Annotated in this window: 15 protein-coding genes and 1 pseudogene; 12 read left to right on the top strand and 4 right to left on the bottom strand. The window is 31.5% G+C overall.

Annotated features, from left to right (window positions below; translation table 11 throughout):
• Positions 1-38 precede the first annotated feature (38 nt).
• The 5 genes from yidC to OQ292_RS17260 all read left to right on the top strand — a co-directional run bounded on the left by yidC (position 39) and on the right by OQ292_RS17260 (position 3,947).
• The gene (gene yidC / locus OQ292_RS17280; RefSeq protein ID WP_284683394.1) at positions 39-1,856 is read left to right on the top strand and encodes a membrane protein insertase YidC; all 1,818 of its coding nucleotides are present in this window, start codon (positions 39-41) and stop codon (positions 1,854-1,856) included.
• 337 nt (positions 1,857-2,193) lie between these two features.
• A complete protein-coding gene (locus OQ292_RS17275) occupies positions 2,194-2,658 on the top strand; it encodes an Lrp/AsnC ligand binding domain-containing protein (protein WP_284683393.1) in 465 nt (154 codons plus the stop codon).
• A gap of 377 nt (positions 2,659-3,035) precedes the next feature.
• The gene (locus tag OQ292_RS17270) at positions 3,036-3,422 is read left to right on the top strand and encodes a hypothetical protein (RefSeq protein WP_284683392.1); all 387 of its coding nucleotides are present in this window, start codon (positions 3,036-3,038) and stop codon (positions 3,420-3,422) included.
• Between the two features lie 64 nt (positions 3,423-3,486).
• On the top strand, positions 3,487-3,651 hold the full coding sequence (locus tag OQ292_RS17265) for a hypothetical protein (RefSeq protein ID WP_284683391.1): 165 nt from the start codon (positions 3,487-3,489) through the stop codon (positions 3,649-3,651).
• A 95-nt stretch (positions 3,652-3,746) separates the two neighbouring features.
• Positions 3,747-3,947, top strand: a complete 201-nt coding sequence (locus tag OQ292_RS17260) for a hypothetical protein (protein ID WP_284683390.1) — start codon at positions 3,747-3,749, stop codon at positions 3,945-3,947.
• 34 nt (positions 3,948-3,981) lie between these two features.
• On the opposite strand, the gene OQ292_RS17255 is transcribed toward OQ292_RS17260, so the two are convergent.
• Positions 3,982-7,122 (bottom strand): CHAT domain-containing protein, encoded by a 3,141-nt coding sequence (locus tag OQ292_RS17255; protein WP_284683389.1) that lies wholly within the window; start codon positions 7,120-7,122, stop codon positions 3,982-3,984.
• 125 nt (positions 7,123-7,247) lie between these two features.
• Positions 7,248-7,931, bottom strand: a complete 684-nt coding sequence (locus tag OQ292_RS17250) for a lipid-binding SYLF domain-containing protein (RefSeq protein ID WP_284683388.1) — start codon at positions 7,929-7,931, stop codon at positions 7,248-7,250.
• Between the two features lie 203 nt (positions 7,932-8,134).
• Between OQ292_RS17250 and OQ292_RS17245 the strand changes: the two genes are divergently transcribed.
• The 7 genes from OQ292_RS17245 to OQ292_RS17215 all read left to right on the top strand — a co-directional run bounded on the left by OQ292_RS17245 (position 8,135) and on the right by OQ292_RS17215 (position 15,002).
• Positions 8,135-9,004, top strand: coding sequence for a peptidylprolyl isomerase (locus OQ292_RS17245; RefSeq protein ID WP_284683387.1), 870 nt, complete (start codon positions 8,135-8,137; stop codon positions 9,002-9,004).
• Complete coding sequence (locus OQ292_RS17240) at positions 8,997-10,343, top strand: peptidylprolyl isomerase (RefSeq protein ID WP_284683386.1); 1,347 nt, start codon at positions 8,997-8,999, stop codon at positions 10,341-10,343. The genes OQ292_RS17245 and OQ292_RS17240 overlap by 8 nt, the downstream gene beginning before the upstream one ends.
• Before the next feature lie 232 nt (positions 10,344-10,575).
• Complete coding sequence (locus OQ292_RS17235; protein ID WP_284683385.1) at positions 10,576-11,544, top strand: AAA family ATPase; 969 nt, start codon at positions 10,576-10,578, stop codon at positions 11,542-11,544.
• A gap of 202 nt (positions 11,545-11,746) precedes the next feature.
• On the top strand, positions 11,747-12,679 hold the full coding sequence (locus OQ292_RS17230) for a glucosaminidase domain-containing protein (RefSeq protein ID WP_284683384.1): 933 nt from the start codon (positions 11,747-11,749) through the stop codon (positions 12,677-12,679).
• A gap of 146 nt (positions 12,680-12,825) precedes the next feature.
• Positions 12,826-13,347, top strand: a complete 522-nt coding sequence (locus OQ292_RS17225; RefSeq protein WP_284683383.1) for a YfiR family protein — start codon at positions 12,826-12,828, stop codon at positions 13,345-13,347.
• Between the two features lie 171 nt (positions 13,348-13,518).
• Positions 13,519-14,130: a sigma-70 family RNA polymerase sigma factor gene (locus tag OQ292_RS17220; protein WP_284683382.1), complete on the top strand. Its 612-nt coding sequence runs from the start codon at positions 13,519-13,521 to the stop codon at positions 14,128-14,130.
• 95 nt (positions 14,131-14,225) lie between these two features.
• Positions 14,226-15,002 carry an acyl-CoA desaturase gene (locus OQ292_RS17215; RefSeq protein ID WP_284683381.1) on the top strand — a complete coding sequence of 259 codons (777 nt, stop codon included), beginning with the start codon at positions 14,226-14,228 and terminating at the stop codon, positions 15,000-15,002.
• Between the two features lie 90 nt (positions 15,003-15,092).
• Here the strand turns inward: OQ292_RS17215 and OQ292_RS17210 are convergent, their stop codons facing one another.
• On the bottom strand, positions 15,093-15,806 hold the full coding sequence (locus OQ292_RS17210) for an IS1595 family transposase (protein WP_284683380.1): 714 nt from the start codon (positions 15,804-15,806) through the stop codon (positions 15,093-15,095).
• Between the two features lie 42 nt (positions 15,807-15,848).
• A pseudogene (locus OQ292_RS41110) lies at positions 15,849-15,980 on the bottom strand (transposase); the annotation flags it as partial.
• Between the last annotated feature and the right edge of the window lie 7 nt (positions 15,981-15,987).

Here is a 15,987-nt window from a genome sequence, read left to right as displayed (position 1 = left end):
TTAGTAGAAATTAGCATTAGTGTGGACATACATATATTATGGACAAAAATAATTTAACAGGATTGTTATTAATTTCAATCCTCCTATTTACATACTTTTTCTTTTTCTCACCAGAGCCACCTCCACAGGAAGCTGAGCCACAGGTAGAAACTGGAATAAGTGAAAACGAAACTCCTGATAATACTCAAACACTTTCAGCATCTGTTACAACAGAGCCAGATTCTGTTCTCTCTGCTAAATACGGTTTCTTCGGAAGCTTTATGAAAGGAGAAAGCCAAGAGTATACACTTGAAAATAAGAATTTAAAAATTTTATTTGACAGTAAAGGTGGTACGGTAAAAGAAGTTTTACTGAAAAACTATGTTACATACACAAAAGAACCACTTGTTCTTTTAGATGAACGAAGTAGCAGCATTAGTGAAATAATCGCTACTAACTCTGGCCCTATCGATCTAAATACGCTCTTCTACAACGCAAAGGTAAATGGAAATTCAATAGAATTTACTGCTAGCAATGGCGAAGGTAAAAGCATTAAAAAGATATATACCCTACCAGAAGAAGGCTTTGTATTGAACTACAATACAGAGTTGAGCAATCTAGATGCAGAGCGTCAAGGGTCTGATGTACAGTTTTACTGGTATGATGCGATTAAAAGAGTTGAGAAATCTCTAGAAAGAAGCAGACAGAGATCTACCATTAACTATTATACAGTTAATGACAACTTCGATCACTTAAGTGAAACTTCAACATCACTTGAAAATGAGAAGATTGAAGAAGTTGTAAACTGGGTTTCAATTAAGCAGAAGTTTTTTAATGCGTCGATTATATCTGGAACTGGCTTGCTTCAAAACCTAGATATTACTACGCATGTAAATGAACCTGATCAAAACACGGTTAAGGTTGCTGAAGTAAGAATGAACATTCCTGATAATGTTTATGAAAATGATCTAAAATTCTATTTCGGACCAAATGATTACGATATATGTGAAGGTGTAGCACCAGAGTTCGAGAAAAACGTTTATTTAGGTTGGGCTTTCTTTTCAACTATCAACCGTTTCTTAATTATTCCACTATTTAAGTTTTTGGAAAGCCACATTGCCAGTTATGGTATCATTATCTTAATTCTGGTTCTAATTGTAAAGTCGCTGCTATTCCCATTAACTTATCGTTCTTACATTTCTATGGCTAAGATGAAAGTGCTTAAGCCTGAAATGGATGAATTAAAGGAAAAACATGGGGATGATATGGCTGCTATGCAAAAAGAGCAAATGAAGCTGTATAGTCGTGTTGGAGTTAACCCGCTTAGTGGTTGTATTCCCATGGTGGCTCAAATGCCAGTTTTCTTGGCACTTTTCAACTTCTTCCCTAATGCCATTCAATTAAGGCAACAATCTTTCTTATGGGCAGAAGACCTTTCAACTTATGATTCGATATTTAACTTACCATTTGAAATACCATTTTATGGTTCTCATGTAAGTTTATTTACTTTGCTATTTACATTGTCACAATTGGCATATACCTATTATAATAACCAGATTAATACTACAGTTCAAGGACCTATGAAATCTGTTGGTTATATAATGCCAGTTACATTTATGTTCTTCTTTAATAACTTCTCAGCTGGTTTAACCTACTATTACTTTGTATCTAACATGATTACTGTTTCTCAACAATTAATCATTAGAAAGTTTGTAGATGACTCTAAAATCAGAAAAATACTAGATGAGAATAAAAAGAAGAATCAGAATAAAAAGAAGTCTAAATTCCAACAAAGACTAGAGGATGCAATGAAAGTGCAAGAAGAATCGAAAGGTAAAAAGTCTACAGGAACTGGAAACAGAAAGAAAGGCAAATAATATAATAATACTTATTACAAGGGCTGTAATTTAATTTGCAGTCCTTTTTTTATTGGGTATAAAGCAAAAAAAAAGTATGCAAAATATTCGCATACCTTTTAACCTTAACCAATAAACAACACATAAAATAAACACATGCTTGCTACGAGATAAGGAGTCGAACCTTACAAAACCAAGTACATTTTGTACTCCTCATAGTTTTTATTGTAATTATCTAATACAAATATAGCATAGAAAGTGTTATTTTAAAAATAATTCAAATACTTTCAATTAAATTTTTATTATTTTAATTATTTGAGATATATTTTTGACAAAATATCAATAGATAACCAAAAAAATGAACAAAAATTTAGAGATTGACAACGTCGATATTAAGATTTTATCCGAATTAATGAAGGATGCTAAGACTCCTTATACTGAAATTGCTGACAGAATTTTTGTTTCAGGTGGAACTGTTCACGTAAGAATGAAGAAGCTTGAAAGAATGGGAATTGTTCGCGGATCTACGCTGGATATAGATTTTAGTAAGCTGGGTTACGATATTACTGCGTTCTTAGGGATTTATCTAGAGAAAAGTTCAATGTACGAAGAAGTGTCTGAAGAGCTAATGAAGATACCAGAAGTACTTACTATACACTATACTACTGGTAACTATAGCATCTTTACTAGAATTACTTGTAAAGACACCAAACACTTAAGAGATATACTTCACTACAAAATCCAAAGTATAAATGGGATTGTACGTACAGAAACCATGATTTCTCTTGAAGAAAAAATAAACCGACCTTTACAGCTTACTTAGATTAAATCTAAAAGTTGATTTACATATCAGAATTTGAGAAAATATTTATAAATTTTCCAACTGATTTACTATTACTAATTAAACAGGCAGAGATAATAAATAAAACAAGCTTAAGTACTTAAGCTCTTTATTAAAAAAGCTATTATCTCTGCCTGTTAATAAATTCCTTTGCCTACCAGCTACATTCAGTCTAAATAAAAGGATATAGACTACTTATATCAAATTTGAATTATTTAGTATTCATATTTGATTAATACTACACATTTATACTTTCCTCCCAGCTATTAGAAATATTAATTTATTTCTAGGAAAAATAACTTTGCAAAAAAGTTTACCTTTTTAAATTTTAAGCATTCATGTGTAAACGTTACAACAAAATGAAGTTTTTTCATAGAGGATTTGAAAAAATAGATACGCCTATTTCGAATCGTATTTATCAATCTTTAAAAATTTTGCTTTCGTTGCAATATCCTATTAAAAGCAAGTACGATTTAGAATTTGCTATTGATAAGTGTTTAGCTACCGGAAAATACAATCAAGATTGTAAAAAATTGATTGTAAGCAGTATGTCTAATAGAGACTTTCCTTTAAAGAATAAGACAGATGCAATTGATAAGTTGTATATCGTTCTTGGAGACATAAAGCCCTCTATTAGCTTTAAACCGAAAAAATTAACAATTGCTGAAAAATTAGATTCAAAACCAACTTTAAATTATTATTCATGGATAGACTTTTTACTACTTTACCAATATTCTAATAATTAATACTTTAATAGAAGAATAACACTTATTTAACTGAAGTTTTTTAAACTAAATCCAAATTTAAATCATGGCTAAAGACAAAAACATCGACTCAACTACCGAAGAAACAACAGAGGAAGGCACAAGAACAACAACTGAAAGTAAAGTAGATCCTAAAACAGATACTAGTTCAACAACATCATCTTCTGGAGGTGTGATAGATTCTCCATTGCCTCCAAGGAAAGATGAATAAATTTAAATAATGAGATAAAAAAAATAGCCATTTATAACAATAAATAGCTATTTTTTTTAAGTTTATACATTAACTAATCTCACAAAAAATTTAAAATGAAACTATTTTTTCCCATTGCCTTAATTGCATTATTTTTTTCAATTTCATCTTGCGAAGATTCCACTGAAGAAATTGTTCCGAATGAGAATTTATTAAGAAAAAATGCTACAATAGATCCAGATTCCACTCAAAACTCAACAACATCATCTTCTGGAGGCTTGACAAACTCTCCATTGCCACCTAGTAAAGACGAATAATAATAAAAGAGTAAATAATAAGAGCATTTGTTAATTAGCAAATGCTTTTTTTACAAATAAAAATCCAAATGATTAAAATTAAAGGGATTAAGAGAAGGATATAATAATAGCTTATGTTTGAAGTAAGATTAGAATTTTCTCCATACATAACCATTGGAGCCCAATATGCAGGATGTGCTGTAATTTCATCTGAACTATTTAAATAGGTAAGTTTAGCAGTTTGTAATGATTTTGAAATATTTAAGCCTTCATTTAACTTTTTGTAAAATAGGCTAATAATATCTGCTGTAGCTTTATCATTTACTTGCCATAGACTCATCATAGTAGTAGGGCAACCAGCATAAGCAAAACCTCTTCCTATACTTAAGATTCCTTCACCTCTATTTCTTCTTCCCATTCCAGATTCACAAGCACTTAACACAGCCAATTTGGCTTTTAACTCCATATTATACAATTCAAAATTATACAGCCTGCTATCATCTGCTTCATTAACTTCTGGCCTAAACTGCAAATATGCGCCGTAAGAATCTTCAGAATCTGCAGTGCCATGTATGGCCAAATGTAAAATATCGAAGTTTTTTACTAGCTTTTTAAATGAGCTTTCGGTAGCCTGTTCTCCATAAAAATATTTACCATTAAAAAAATGTTGAATGGCATCTAGTTCAACAGGAGCTCCTGGTATAGTAGCTAACATTTTTCTTACTTCTGCTACCTCCCCTCTCTCTTTATGTTTAGAATAACTATATGCCAATACTGATGGAGATGTAAATGAATAATTTGAGGTCTTTTTATTTAGAATTAATTTCAAATTATATTGATATTCAATACTATAATCTCTAATTAAATATGGTAATTTTTTATAATCAATAATACCCTCCTCATTGTTTATTTCTTCAGTTATAAAAGCCTCAAATGGAATAAAGGCCAGTAATCCATCTGGAACGATAATTAGTTCTTCTACACGCTTTAAATAGGGATTTGCTGGCACTATTAATTTTGAATATAATGTAAAGGCAGTTTGCAAAAAATCATTGTATATTGCTTTATTTAAAGCCTGACTATAACCTTTTTGCATATGTTCGTAAAATAATATTACTAGGCTATCAATCTCTTGATCTAATTTTACAATATCTAATTGATCTCCTGTAATAACCTCAACAAAACTATTTTCAATACCAATATAATAACTTAAGATAGCCTGATTATTTTGCTCCAATTCATCTTGTAAATGATCAAGGTTAATTGAATTAGTCACCAATTTTTCATCATAATACTTAGGGTAATTTTCTTTTATGGAATTAATTAAATCTCTTTTTTCATTATCAAGATCAAAAAGTATTTGTTGAGTATCTTTTAACTCATTATTACTCTGGTAATAGGCTATTTTTTGATTGATCTCATTCTCTCTATAAATAATACTATCTGGTATACCCACTTCATTTACCCTTTGCGCTCTATGAAATGCCTCAGTTAATATTTTTGCTTTGCTGTTTTCAATCAAATAAAAAGCATTTTTCAAATATTTTTTTTCGCCATGAATTTGATATAACTTAAATGCGGCATCTATACCACCCTCATACAAATCATGATACATATCGACAAATCTTAGTTTAGAAGTTTCACGAGGATATAATTCTTGATAAATAGTCATTAAAGAATCTGACAAGTTAAATCCAATTAATGCGGCTTCTAAACTGTTAAGTTCATGTTTTTTATTATAATACTTCAAAAGCCACTGTGACTTTAAATTTATAATCTCAATTACATTTACATTTTCTTCCAATTCTTTTCGAGGTGGAAAAGATAGAATTGATGTATCATTAAAGTTTTGGATACTTGCAATAATTGCCTTTTGAATCAAACTCAATGACTTATCAAAAGCATTTTTTTCGGCATATATTAAACCTAAATTTTTATAAGATTGACTAATAAATTGATGCTTCCCTTTAAATATATTTAGCCTTAATTCAAGAGACTTCTCGTTATAATCTATTGCTGTATCTAGTTGCTTTTCATTTAGATAAATAGTTGCTAAATTTTCAAAAATTAGTGATCGTCTCAAAAGATTATCATCACCATCAATTAGATTACTAATTTTAAGTCCTTTACTAAAATATTTTTTTGCTTCATTTTGATCATTTTTACCTAAACAAGCATATCCTAAATTATTTAAATGTTGTACTAAATAAACATTTGGAGCCAAATCAAAATTTATTTCATTAAGTTTGATTGCATCTTTTAACAATGTTATTGCTTCTTCTAAGCTATCTATTTTCAACAAAATATTAGCATTCATAGAATAACACAATTCTAAATATTGATAATCTTTTTTATCTTGATTTTCTAAAACTGATTGAGCCTTAGCACCATAAGTATATGCTTTTTCAAAATCATTTTTTTCTCTATTACAAACTCCCAAATTATAATAGATTCTAAACTTCAATTGCTCGCTTGCATCTACTCTTTCATCAGTCATAATGTCGACTGCTTTGAAATACATCTTTTCAGCATTAAAATAATCAGCTGCTAAATATTGATATATATTACCCATTGCATTATAGGTTAGTGATATATCTAAATATTTAGAATCTTTATAATAGGAATTCCAACCATCAAGCGATGCCTGTTGATATTTTAAAGATTCTTCAAAATTCCCCTTATAAAAATAGCATTGGCCTTTGTAATACTTCAGCTTATTTATTGCTGGGTGAAATTCATTTAAATGATCTTTTGCCAACAGTTCTCCTTTATTTAAATAAAACAGAGCTGAATCAAATTGAGAGTTTACATAGAAATGAGTTCCTAATTCTGTATAAGCATGAAGTACACCTTCATAATTTTCTTTTTGCGAATATTGATTGATAAGTTGATTTAAGTATTGTAGATAAACAGCAACATCACCTTTGCTTAAACTATCGGCAACGGAAGTGTAATTATCTTTATATTGATATTTTTGAGAAGGGTCTATATCAGAATTTTGCTGATTTTCAGCGTATAATCCTAAATCTATGCTTGAAACTGAATTCGTAGGGTTCGATATTATAGGATTAGACAAAGCTTCATAACGAAATGTAGCAAAGCCTTCATTAAATGAAAGTAGTAGTGTTACTATAAATAATAATGTACCCGAACAACTGCGACAGGCAATGTCTATTTTATTTCTATTAATTAGCACTAGTACAAAATTTACTTTTTACAAATATTATGAGTAATCCACAAATTTTATCACTCATAATATAAATGTCGGTAAATTTATAAAGATTTCATGCTACTGCCAGCTGTTCGGGTAATTAAAATAAGTTATTTCACCTCATTTTCCATATTAGCCAGCTTTACTTTAATTTGACTAACCCTGGCTCCTGTCTTTAGCTCTTGGTTAAAGTATATATTTTCTGGTGAAAGTTTTTCTCCATAAAAAGTCTTATTTGCATTTTCATTCAACTTAATGGAAGAACCTTCTAAACTAATACCAGCAAATACACCCCTACTTCTTGAGTAAGAATATACTTCAGCATCAAAAGAAATATCAGTTGCTGCACTAACTTGTCTACCAACTGGACCAGCAGCTACAGCAGCATCAGCACCTAAGGTAAACTCACTCTTTTTAAAATTTTTCAGTTTATCACTGCTTTTAAATACCAGAATTACATCTGTAGATTGAGCTCCTATTTGCCATCCTACACTTCCTCCTGTAATATTTACAAAAATTGGATTACTCCATTCGCCATCATCATTTTTCACCATTGCGATTCCTTTACCGTGTCTGCCACCAACTACCAAACCTCCTTTAATCACATTTGGAATAATCATAATTCCTTCTGCTCTATTTAAAATAGCTGCTGGTACTTTTTGCTCTGGTAATTCCTGCATTTCTGTAAGAACTTGGGCAACATCAGATAATTTATCTTCTAGTTTTTCTTCTGATTGGGCAAATGCTGAAAATGAGATTCCAACGATTATCAGAAGATTTAATATAGTTTTCATAACTATTTAGGATACTTTAGTTTAAAAATTTATAAAAAAAATTTCATTGCAGGCGACAAATGCTGCAATTTTGAATTTATAATTAAAATAATTGGCTTAGAAGCTCAATTAAATACGAATGATAAATAGAGAGGTTCTTTCTTTGAAACAAAATCTATCCAAAGAGTAATAGATAATTGTTTACTTTTGCAAAAAATTTTATGATGAGAAATCCATTCATCTTTATATTAACAATACTGATCATTAGCTCTTGCGATTTTTTTAAATCTGGGAGTGACCAAAATCCAGAAAATGGCAATCCTGTTGCGCGTGTTGGAGAGAACTTCTTATATGATAAAGATCTTAGAGGACTTGTACCCCCAAGGTCATCATCTGAAGACAGTGCAAATATTTTAAATCGTTACATCGACTCTTGGGTTCGAAAACAATTGATATTAAAATCTGCTGAAGAAAGCACAAATATAAATGAGGCTGAGATTGCCCGTAAGATGCAAGATTATAGATATCAGCTTATTGTATACAACTACGAAAAGAGATATATACAGGAAAAATTAGATACTGCCATCTCTGAAGATGAAATTCAGCAGTATTATGATGAAAACCGAGACAACTTTATTCTAAAACAGAACATTATTAAAGGTATATTACTAAAAGTGCCTAAAGAAGCACCCCAAACAGATAGAGTTAAAGTGTGGCTTAGATCAAATAGCGAAGCAGATGCTGAAAAGTTAAGATCATATGCATACACTTTTGGAGATTCATATTTGTTGGATGATTCTGTTTGGCTCGATTTCGATGAATATCTATACAATACTCCTTTTAAAGAGGAAATTACGAATCCAATACAAACACTTAAAAGAAGCACATTGCTAGAAACCAGTGATTCTACGCATTTGTATTTTATCAAAATAAAAGATTATAAAATTTCTGATCAGCATTCACCCGTTGAATTTGTTAAAGCACAAATTAGAGATGTATTAATTAACAAAAGAATTGTTGCTTTAAAGAAAGAACGAGAAAATGAAATTTTTGAAAAGGCTTTAAAAAACAAAGATTATGAAATATATGAATAGAGTTAAAATTTTTACAGCAGTTTTATTTGCTGTGCTTTTTTCATCTAAACTATGGGCTCAGGAAGAGGGTGTTATTGTTGATAAGATAATTGCAAAAGTTGATAATTACATTGTACTGAAATCTGAATTAGAAAACGCCTATTTGGGTAAGGTGTCAAATGGTGAAAAAGTTGGTCCAGATACAAAGTGTGAGCTTTTACAGCAACTTATCATTAATAAAATTCTTCTTGCAAAAGCCGAAATTGACTCTATTATTGTAGAACCTGTAATGGTAGAAAGTGAAATACAGCGAAGAATGCAGTATTTTGTTTTGCAAGCAGGTAGCGAAGAAAAACTAGAACAAACACTTGGTAAAAAACTTTCTTCTCTTGAAGATGAACTGAGAGACCAAGTACAAGAACAGCTTACTGTACAAAAAATGCAGCAGGAATTGACTAGTGGTATTACCGTTACTCCTCTCCAAGTAAAAAAATTCTTTAATACTTTGCCTAAAGACAGTATCCCTTTTCTTCCTGCAGAAGTAAAAGTAGGGCAAATAGTTAAATTCCCAGAAGTAAATACAGCAGAAAAAGATAAAGCAAGAGCCAAACTTAACTCATTTAAAGAACAGGTTTTGGCAGAAGAAGCAGATTTCGCAGAACTTGCAAGAAAATACTCCGAAGATTTTGGTTCAGCAAAAAGTGGTGGTGATTTAGGTTGGCATGGTAGAGGAGAACTTGTTCCAGAATTTGAGGCTACAGCATTAAGAATTGAGCCAGGAGAAATCGCTGAGCCAGTTGAATCTGAATTTGGCTTTCACTTAATTCAGCTTCTTGAAAGACGCGGTAACAGATTTAGAGCCCGTCACATTCTTGTAAGACCTAAGTCAAATGCTGATGATCTTAAAAACACCATCGCATTTATGGATAGTATCAGGAATATGATCTCACTTGATACTATGACATTCGAAGAAGCAGCTAAAGAACATTCTGATGATCAAGAAACTAGATCAAATGCAGGGTTCTTTAAAGATAATACAACTGGTAGTAGCTTTGTATCAACAGAAAGCCTTGATCCTGTAATCTTCTTTACAGTTGATACTATGACGGTTGGAAATATAACAACACCTCAACAATTTAGGACTGATGACGGTAAAGCCGCAGTAAGAATTATCTATTATAACAACTACATTCCACCTCATTATGCTAACCTTAAAGAGGATTACCAAAAGCTTTATGTAGCTACAATGAATAACAAAAGAGGTGAGGTAATAGATAAATGGTTACAAACGGCAAAATCTCAAGTATTTATAGAAATAGAACCAGAATACGACAAATGTGATATTATAAAAAGTCTATAAGGCACTTTTTAATTTTAATTCGCTTAGTTTTTATTCCATGAACAAATTATTATTTTTCAGGAATTAAAAATTAAGCGAATTTTTATTTTATATTACGAACGATTAGCCATCTTCTAACCGTTAGATGTTTGTTGGTTAGCAAATTTTTTTTGTTATATCTACATTTATTAAATTTTTTAATCTGTTCACCCAAACATAAGTCTATTTTTTTAAGAATTAAATCCAATAAATAATGTCCATTAATTTCAGCTCAGATAAAGAAGCCGCCGATGCAATGAAAGTCACTTATGATAATCTTGCAAATGAGATATCAAAAGTAATTATAGGACAACAAGAAGTAGTAAGGCTAATTCTTACTTCCATCTTTTGTCAGGGTCACTGCTTACTAGTTGGTGTTCCCGGCCTTGCAAAAACATTATTAATACAAAATACTGCCGCAGTACTAAATCTAAACTTTAATAGAATTCAGTTTACTCCAGATTTAATGCCTTCAGACATTGTAGGAGCAGAAACAATGGACAAAGACAGGAACTTTAAATTTATTAAAGGGCCAATATTCGCTAATGTGATTCTCGCAGATGAGATCAACAGAACTCCACCTAAAACACAAGCTGCATTACTAGAGTCTATGCAAGAATTCTCAGTAACTATCGGTGGTAAACATTTTGGTATTGAAAAACCATTCTTTGTACTTGCTACACAAAACCCAATCGAGCAAGAAGGTACTTATCCCCTACCTGAAGCTCAGTTAGACAGGTTTATGTTTAACATTTTGTTAGATTATCCTTCTTACGAGTCTGAGGTTGAAGTAGTAAAAGGAACGACTACAGATAGAAAAGCGAAAGTAGAAAAAATTACTTCGGCAGAAGAAATTCTATATTTTCAAAACTTAGTAAGAAAAGTACCTATAGCAGATAATGTTGTAGAATACGCTGTAAAACTGGTTAGAAAAACCCGTCCTTTTACAGATCATGCTTCAGAAATCACCAATAATTATTTGGAATGGGGAGCAGGTCCAAGAGCATCACAATATTTGGTGCTAGGAGCAAAATGTAATGCTATTCTAAATGGTAAATATTCTCCTGATATAGAAGATATACAAGCGATGGCTATACCAGTTTTAAGACACCGTATTGTAAGAAACTTTAAAGCAGAAGCCGAGAATATTTCTCTAGAAGATATCATAAAGGAACTTATGTAGAGGATATTCCGTATTTATCTAAAAATTTATAAAAGCTGTTTTGGTAGACATATACTACGGAAATAGCTTTTTATTTTTTTAGATTTTTTCATTTTTTAGATAAAAGTACGTTTTTACAAAGATTATAGACAATTACTATCTCTTATACAGTAATTTAATAATCTATATCCGCAATTATCTATCATAATAATAATTAAACCACATGAATCTTAAGTTATCTTTAACTGCTAGCAAATTTTTATTATTAAGTACTTTTTTGCTAACAGCATCATTCTCGCAGGCACAACGCTCCGCTAACCTTACTGCAGACCAATATATTAACTTATATAAAGATGCAGCTATTCAAAACATGTATGAAAGCAGAATTCCGGCAAGTATTACTCTTGCACAAGGCATGTTAGAATCTGGCAATGGAAACAGTCAACTTGCAAAAAAGGCAAATAATCATTTCGGTATAAAATGTCATAGCGATTGGAAAGGGAAATCTGTTCGTATGGACGATGATAAGAAAAATGAATGCTTTAGGAAATATGATAAAGTTCTTGACTCTTATAGAGATCATGCCGATTTTCTTAGTAACAGAGAAAGGTATAGCATACTATTTTCCCTTGAGATTACAGATTACAAAGGTTGGGCAAAAGGTTTAAAAAAAGCTGGGTATGCCACAAGTCCTACTTATGCAAATAAGCTCATAGATATCATAGAAAGATACAAACTATTCAAGTATGATTCTAACTCAGGAGGAACAGGAACAGGTGGTAAAATACTTGCAGGAAGAATCGCTGACATTACTAAAATTAACAAAATAAAGGCAATTATTGTATTAGATGGGGAGACGAAATTAAGTCTTGCAACTGCTGTTGACAAGAAAGTAAAGCAGATAGAAAAATACAACGAACTTGGTACAGGAGATGAACTTTATGTAGGTCAAGTAATATACTTACAGAATAAAAGAAGTAAAGCAACAAAGGGTAATGATATTCATACTGTGCAAATTGGAGAAACAATGTATGATATTGCACAGCAATATGGCATTAAATACACTAAGCTTTTAAAAAGAAATAATATGTGGTATGCGTCAGAAATAAATCCAGGAGATGTTGTATATCTTAGAAAAAATAAACCTACTTATTAAGATTGACAGAAAAACAGTAAAAAATCTACCTTAGATAAAAACCTTACATATTGTGAATAAATATAAAAGCATATAACACTAGGATAATTTTAGTCATTTTTTTGCGATTAAATATTAAAAACGCGAACAAACTAAATAAGAAAAAAATGACAACCAGAATAACGCTACTTGTATTTACATTCCTCCTAACTATTGCTAACTTAACAAATGCACAAGCCGCAAAGGATCCCAATGATGTAAGAAGAATGTTTCTTTACCACTTTATCAGATACATCGAATGGCCAGATGATGATAAAGAGGGCAAATTCGAAATTGCTGTTTTAAATGACTCTCACATGTATGACTTATTAAAGAAAACTATGCATGATTCTAAAAGAAGAGGTAAAACAGTTAAAATAACTCAAATTGATGAAAATACAGATATTTCTAATTTTCATGTAGTATATGTTCCTTCTAATGAAAGTAGACATTTCAAAACCTTAGAGGAAAAATCAGAAAACTTAAATTTACTTTTTGTTACTGATAGAAATGGAACTATTTCAAAAGGAAGTGGTATTAACTTTAAAGAGCAAGGCAACAAATTGAGATTTGAACTAAGCATAGACTCTCTTGAGAAAAGAGGATTAAAAGTGGCTGGTCAGTTAAAACAAGTTGCAATATTAATCTAATAGTATTATAAAAAAAACTTATAACAATTATAATAAAGTACCTGTTTTTTGAACATGGTACTTTATTTTTTTGTATTATTAAAAATATGATTGTAATTATTTGAATATTATCGTTTTAACATCATTTTTTTTTAATCTTGCAGTTAATTATTTTTTATCAATAAAGTTAAAGTGAATACATCTCAAGCAATTTCTTTATATCAACCTGTATTATACTCAATTGCACTAAGAATGGTGGGTTCTTTGGCAGATGCAGAAGATATTGTTCAAGACACTTTTTTAAAATGGCTTACAGTTGATCAAAATAAAATTAAGAATACAAAATCTTATTTGATTAAAGCTGTAACCAATAATTGCATCAATCATTTAGATAATTTAAAAAAGAAGAAAAAAGAATATCTTGAGACAACTCAACTTCCTGACTTCTTAAAATCTCACAAAGACGGAAACATTTTCAAGTTTGATTTAGAAAATGAGCTATCAGAAGCATTGGCAATTCTACACACCAAACTTGAACCAATGGAAAAAGCGATCTACATATTAAGAGAAGCTTTTAATTTTGAGTATGAAGAGTTGCAAGAAGTTTTTGATAAGAAAAAAGATAACTGTAGACAACTTTTTTGCAGAGCGAAAAAAAATCTTGAAAAAGAAGCTCAAAGATTTACAATAGACTTATCACACCATAAAACCCTTCTAGAAAGCTTTAAACAAGCATGTTCACGTGGAGTACCGAGTGAATTAATTAACGATTTAAAGGAGGAATTTAAATTCAATAAAAAATAATTTAAATTTTTTGTCACAACTTTACTGTTTTACTGTCTATAGAAGAAAACAGTAATCTATACGTACATACAATTTATTAATTCAATAATAATTTCATGAAAGAAATACTCATTTTCTTTGTTGCTCATTGGTATTTATCATTATTCTTTCAAACTTTCTTTTTACATAGATATGCTTCTCACAAAGCATTTACTATGAATAAATTTACAGAGAAAGTTTTCTTTGTTTTAACATGGATATTCCAAGGCTCTAACTATTTAAGTGCCTATGGTTATGGAGTAATGCACAGAATGCACCACGCATTTGCTGATACCGAAAATGACCCACATTCTCCGAAATATGATGAAAGTCTTTTTAAGATGATGTGGAAAACAAAAACAATTTATTCTGATATTGCTAATAAGAGAGCTGATATTGATCCACGCTTTACTCAAGATGTTCCACAATGGGATGCTTTTGACAAATTTGCAAGATCTTGGGTTTCTAGAGTTATGTGGGGAGCGCTATATGTAGCATTCTATTATCACTTTGCTACTGAGTGGTGGTTATGGTTATTATTACCAATCCAATTCTTATTATCGCCTGTACATGGTGCAATAATCAACTGGTTTGCTCATAAATATGGTTACACTAACTTTAAAGTTGGTGATACTTCTAAAAACTTTTTACCAGTAGATTTCTTGATGATGGGAGAAAGTTACCACAATAATCACCACAAACATGGTGGCAGAGCTAACTTTGGTGGTTTCCGTTGGCATGAGATTGATCCTACTTATATGGTGATCAAAGTATTAGATAAGTTGAAAATTATCAAAATAACTAAATATGACGATAAAACAGTAGAAGTTGTAAAAACTAAAGCTGTAGCTTAAGGTACAAAAAGCATTATAATAAAAAAGGTCTCAATAATTGAGACCTTTTCTTTTTTGTATTAAATGATTATCCGTATTCTTACCACAAGCTCAAGTGAGCGTACAAGCAATTAATATTCTGTCAAAAATATCATTTTCAAAGTATCTTCTATTGAGTTTGTAACAGAACTCATCTAGATAATTCTGTAGATACCCTGGCCTTGTATGCTGATATATCCCTTGTAGGACTTTCTTTGCATTCCCAATGGCTGTATGTACCCAAGGTAGTTTGATATGGGCCTGTTTTGAGGGCACTTTTTCCACATCCATCTCGAACTCTCCTGTCAGTGACTGATAGGTTGAATAGCCATCTGTAATCATCTTGGCATTCTGGGCAACATGCCGGGTAATCGTATTTCTAGCAGTTTCTACTGTAAAATCAGCGCATACAGCCATTTTGAAATACTTGCACCTTTTAGAAGGGCGGTGTTTTTTAGGCTGTAGCACCACCTCTGTCTGTGCAAAGACCATCGCCATGGTCTGCTTCTGGCTCCCCCTTCCCCGCTTTCTCTCCTCTTCCTTCTGCCCCTCGGGTACTAGTGTTTCAAAGAACCCTTCGTCTACCTCAATATTGCCTCCCAGCAAGTAGTGGTTGTCCCGTTGGCCCATCGCAGAGCGTATTTTGTGCATCATTGCCCAGATAGGTTCATAGCGCTTATGATTGAGCTGCCTCTGCACATTACAGGCAGAAGAACCTTTCTTGCTACAGCCCATCAGCCAGATAGCAACGAACCAGTAGCGAAACGGAAGTTTGGAAGCTTCCATGATGGTGCCACTGCGGAGGCCTGTCCTAAAACTGCATGACTTGCATTGGTACATCTGCTTGCTATTTAGCCAGTAATGCTCTTGGCTACCGCATTTCTTGCAACAAACACCTGCTTTATCCCTGATTTCCTTGAAACGCTCACGGCATACCTGCTCATTGCGGTACGCTTCCATGAATTCA

This window comes from Chondrinema litorale (assembly GCF_026250525.1).
GTDB classification, from domain to species: domain Bacteria; phylum Bacteroidota; class Bacteroidia; order Cytophagales; family Flammeovirgaceae; genus Chondrinema; species Chondrinema litorale.
The sequence above is the reverse complement of the archived record's forward strand: the minus strand, read 5'-3'. Positions and strand labels throughout refer to the sequence as shown.

Coding starts and splice junctions, on each gene's coding strand:
- OQ292_RS17260 (WP_284683390.1), top strand. CDS start 3,747: ATGAAACTATTTTTTCCCATTGCCTTAATTGCATTATTTTTTTCAATT.
- OQ292_RS17230 (WP_284683384.1), top strand. CDS start 11,747: ATGAATCTTAAGTTATCTTTAACTGCTAGCAAATTTTTATTATTAAGT.
- OQ292_RS17240 (WP_284683386.1), top strand. CDS start 8,997: ATGAATAGAGTTAAAATTTTTACAGCAGTTTTATTTGCTGTGCTTTTT.
- yidC (WP_284683394.1), top strand. CDS start 39: ATGGACAAAAATAATTTAACAGGATTGTTATTAATTTCAATCCTCCTA.
- OQ292_RS17245 (WP_284683387.1), top strand. CDS start 8,135: ATGAGAAATCCATTCATCTTTATATTAACAATACTGATCATTAGCTCT.
- OQ292_RS17225 (WP_284683383.1), top strand. CDS start 12,826: ATGACAACCAGAATAACGCTACTTGTATTTACATTCCTCCTAACTATT.
- OQ292_RS17210 (WP_284683380.1), bottom strand. CDS start 15,806: ATGGAAGCTTCCAAACTTCCGTTTCGCTACTGGTTCGTTGCTATCTGG.
- OQ292_RS17250 (WP_284683388.1), bottom strand. CDS start 7,931: ATGAAAACTATATTAAATCTTCTGATAATCGTTGGAATCTCATTTTCA.
- OQ292_RS17235 (WP_284683385.1), top strand. CDS start 10,576: ATGTCCATTAATTTCAGCTCAGATAAAGAAGCCGCCGATGCAATGAAA.
- OQ292_RS17275 (WP_284683393.1), top strand. CDS start 2,194: ATGAACAAAAATTTAGAGATTGACAACGTCGATATTAAGATTTTATCC.
- OQ292_RS17265 (WP_284683391.1), top strand. CDS start 3,487: ATGGCTAAAGACAAAAACATCGACTCAACTACCGAAGAAACAACAGAG.
- OQ292_RS17270 (WP_284683392.1), top strand. CDS start 3,036: ATGAAGTTTTTTCATAGAGGATTTGAAAAAATAGATACGCCTATTTCG.
- OQ292_RS17215 (WP_284683381.1), top strand. CDS start 14,226: ATGAAAGAAATACTCATTTTCTTTGTTGCTCATTGGTATTTATCATTA.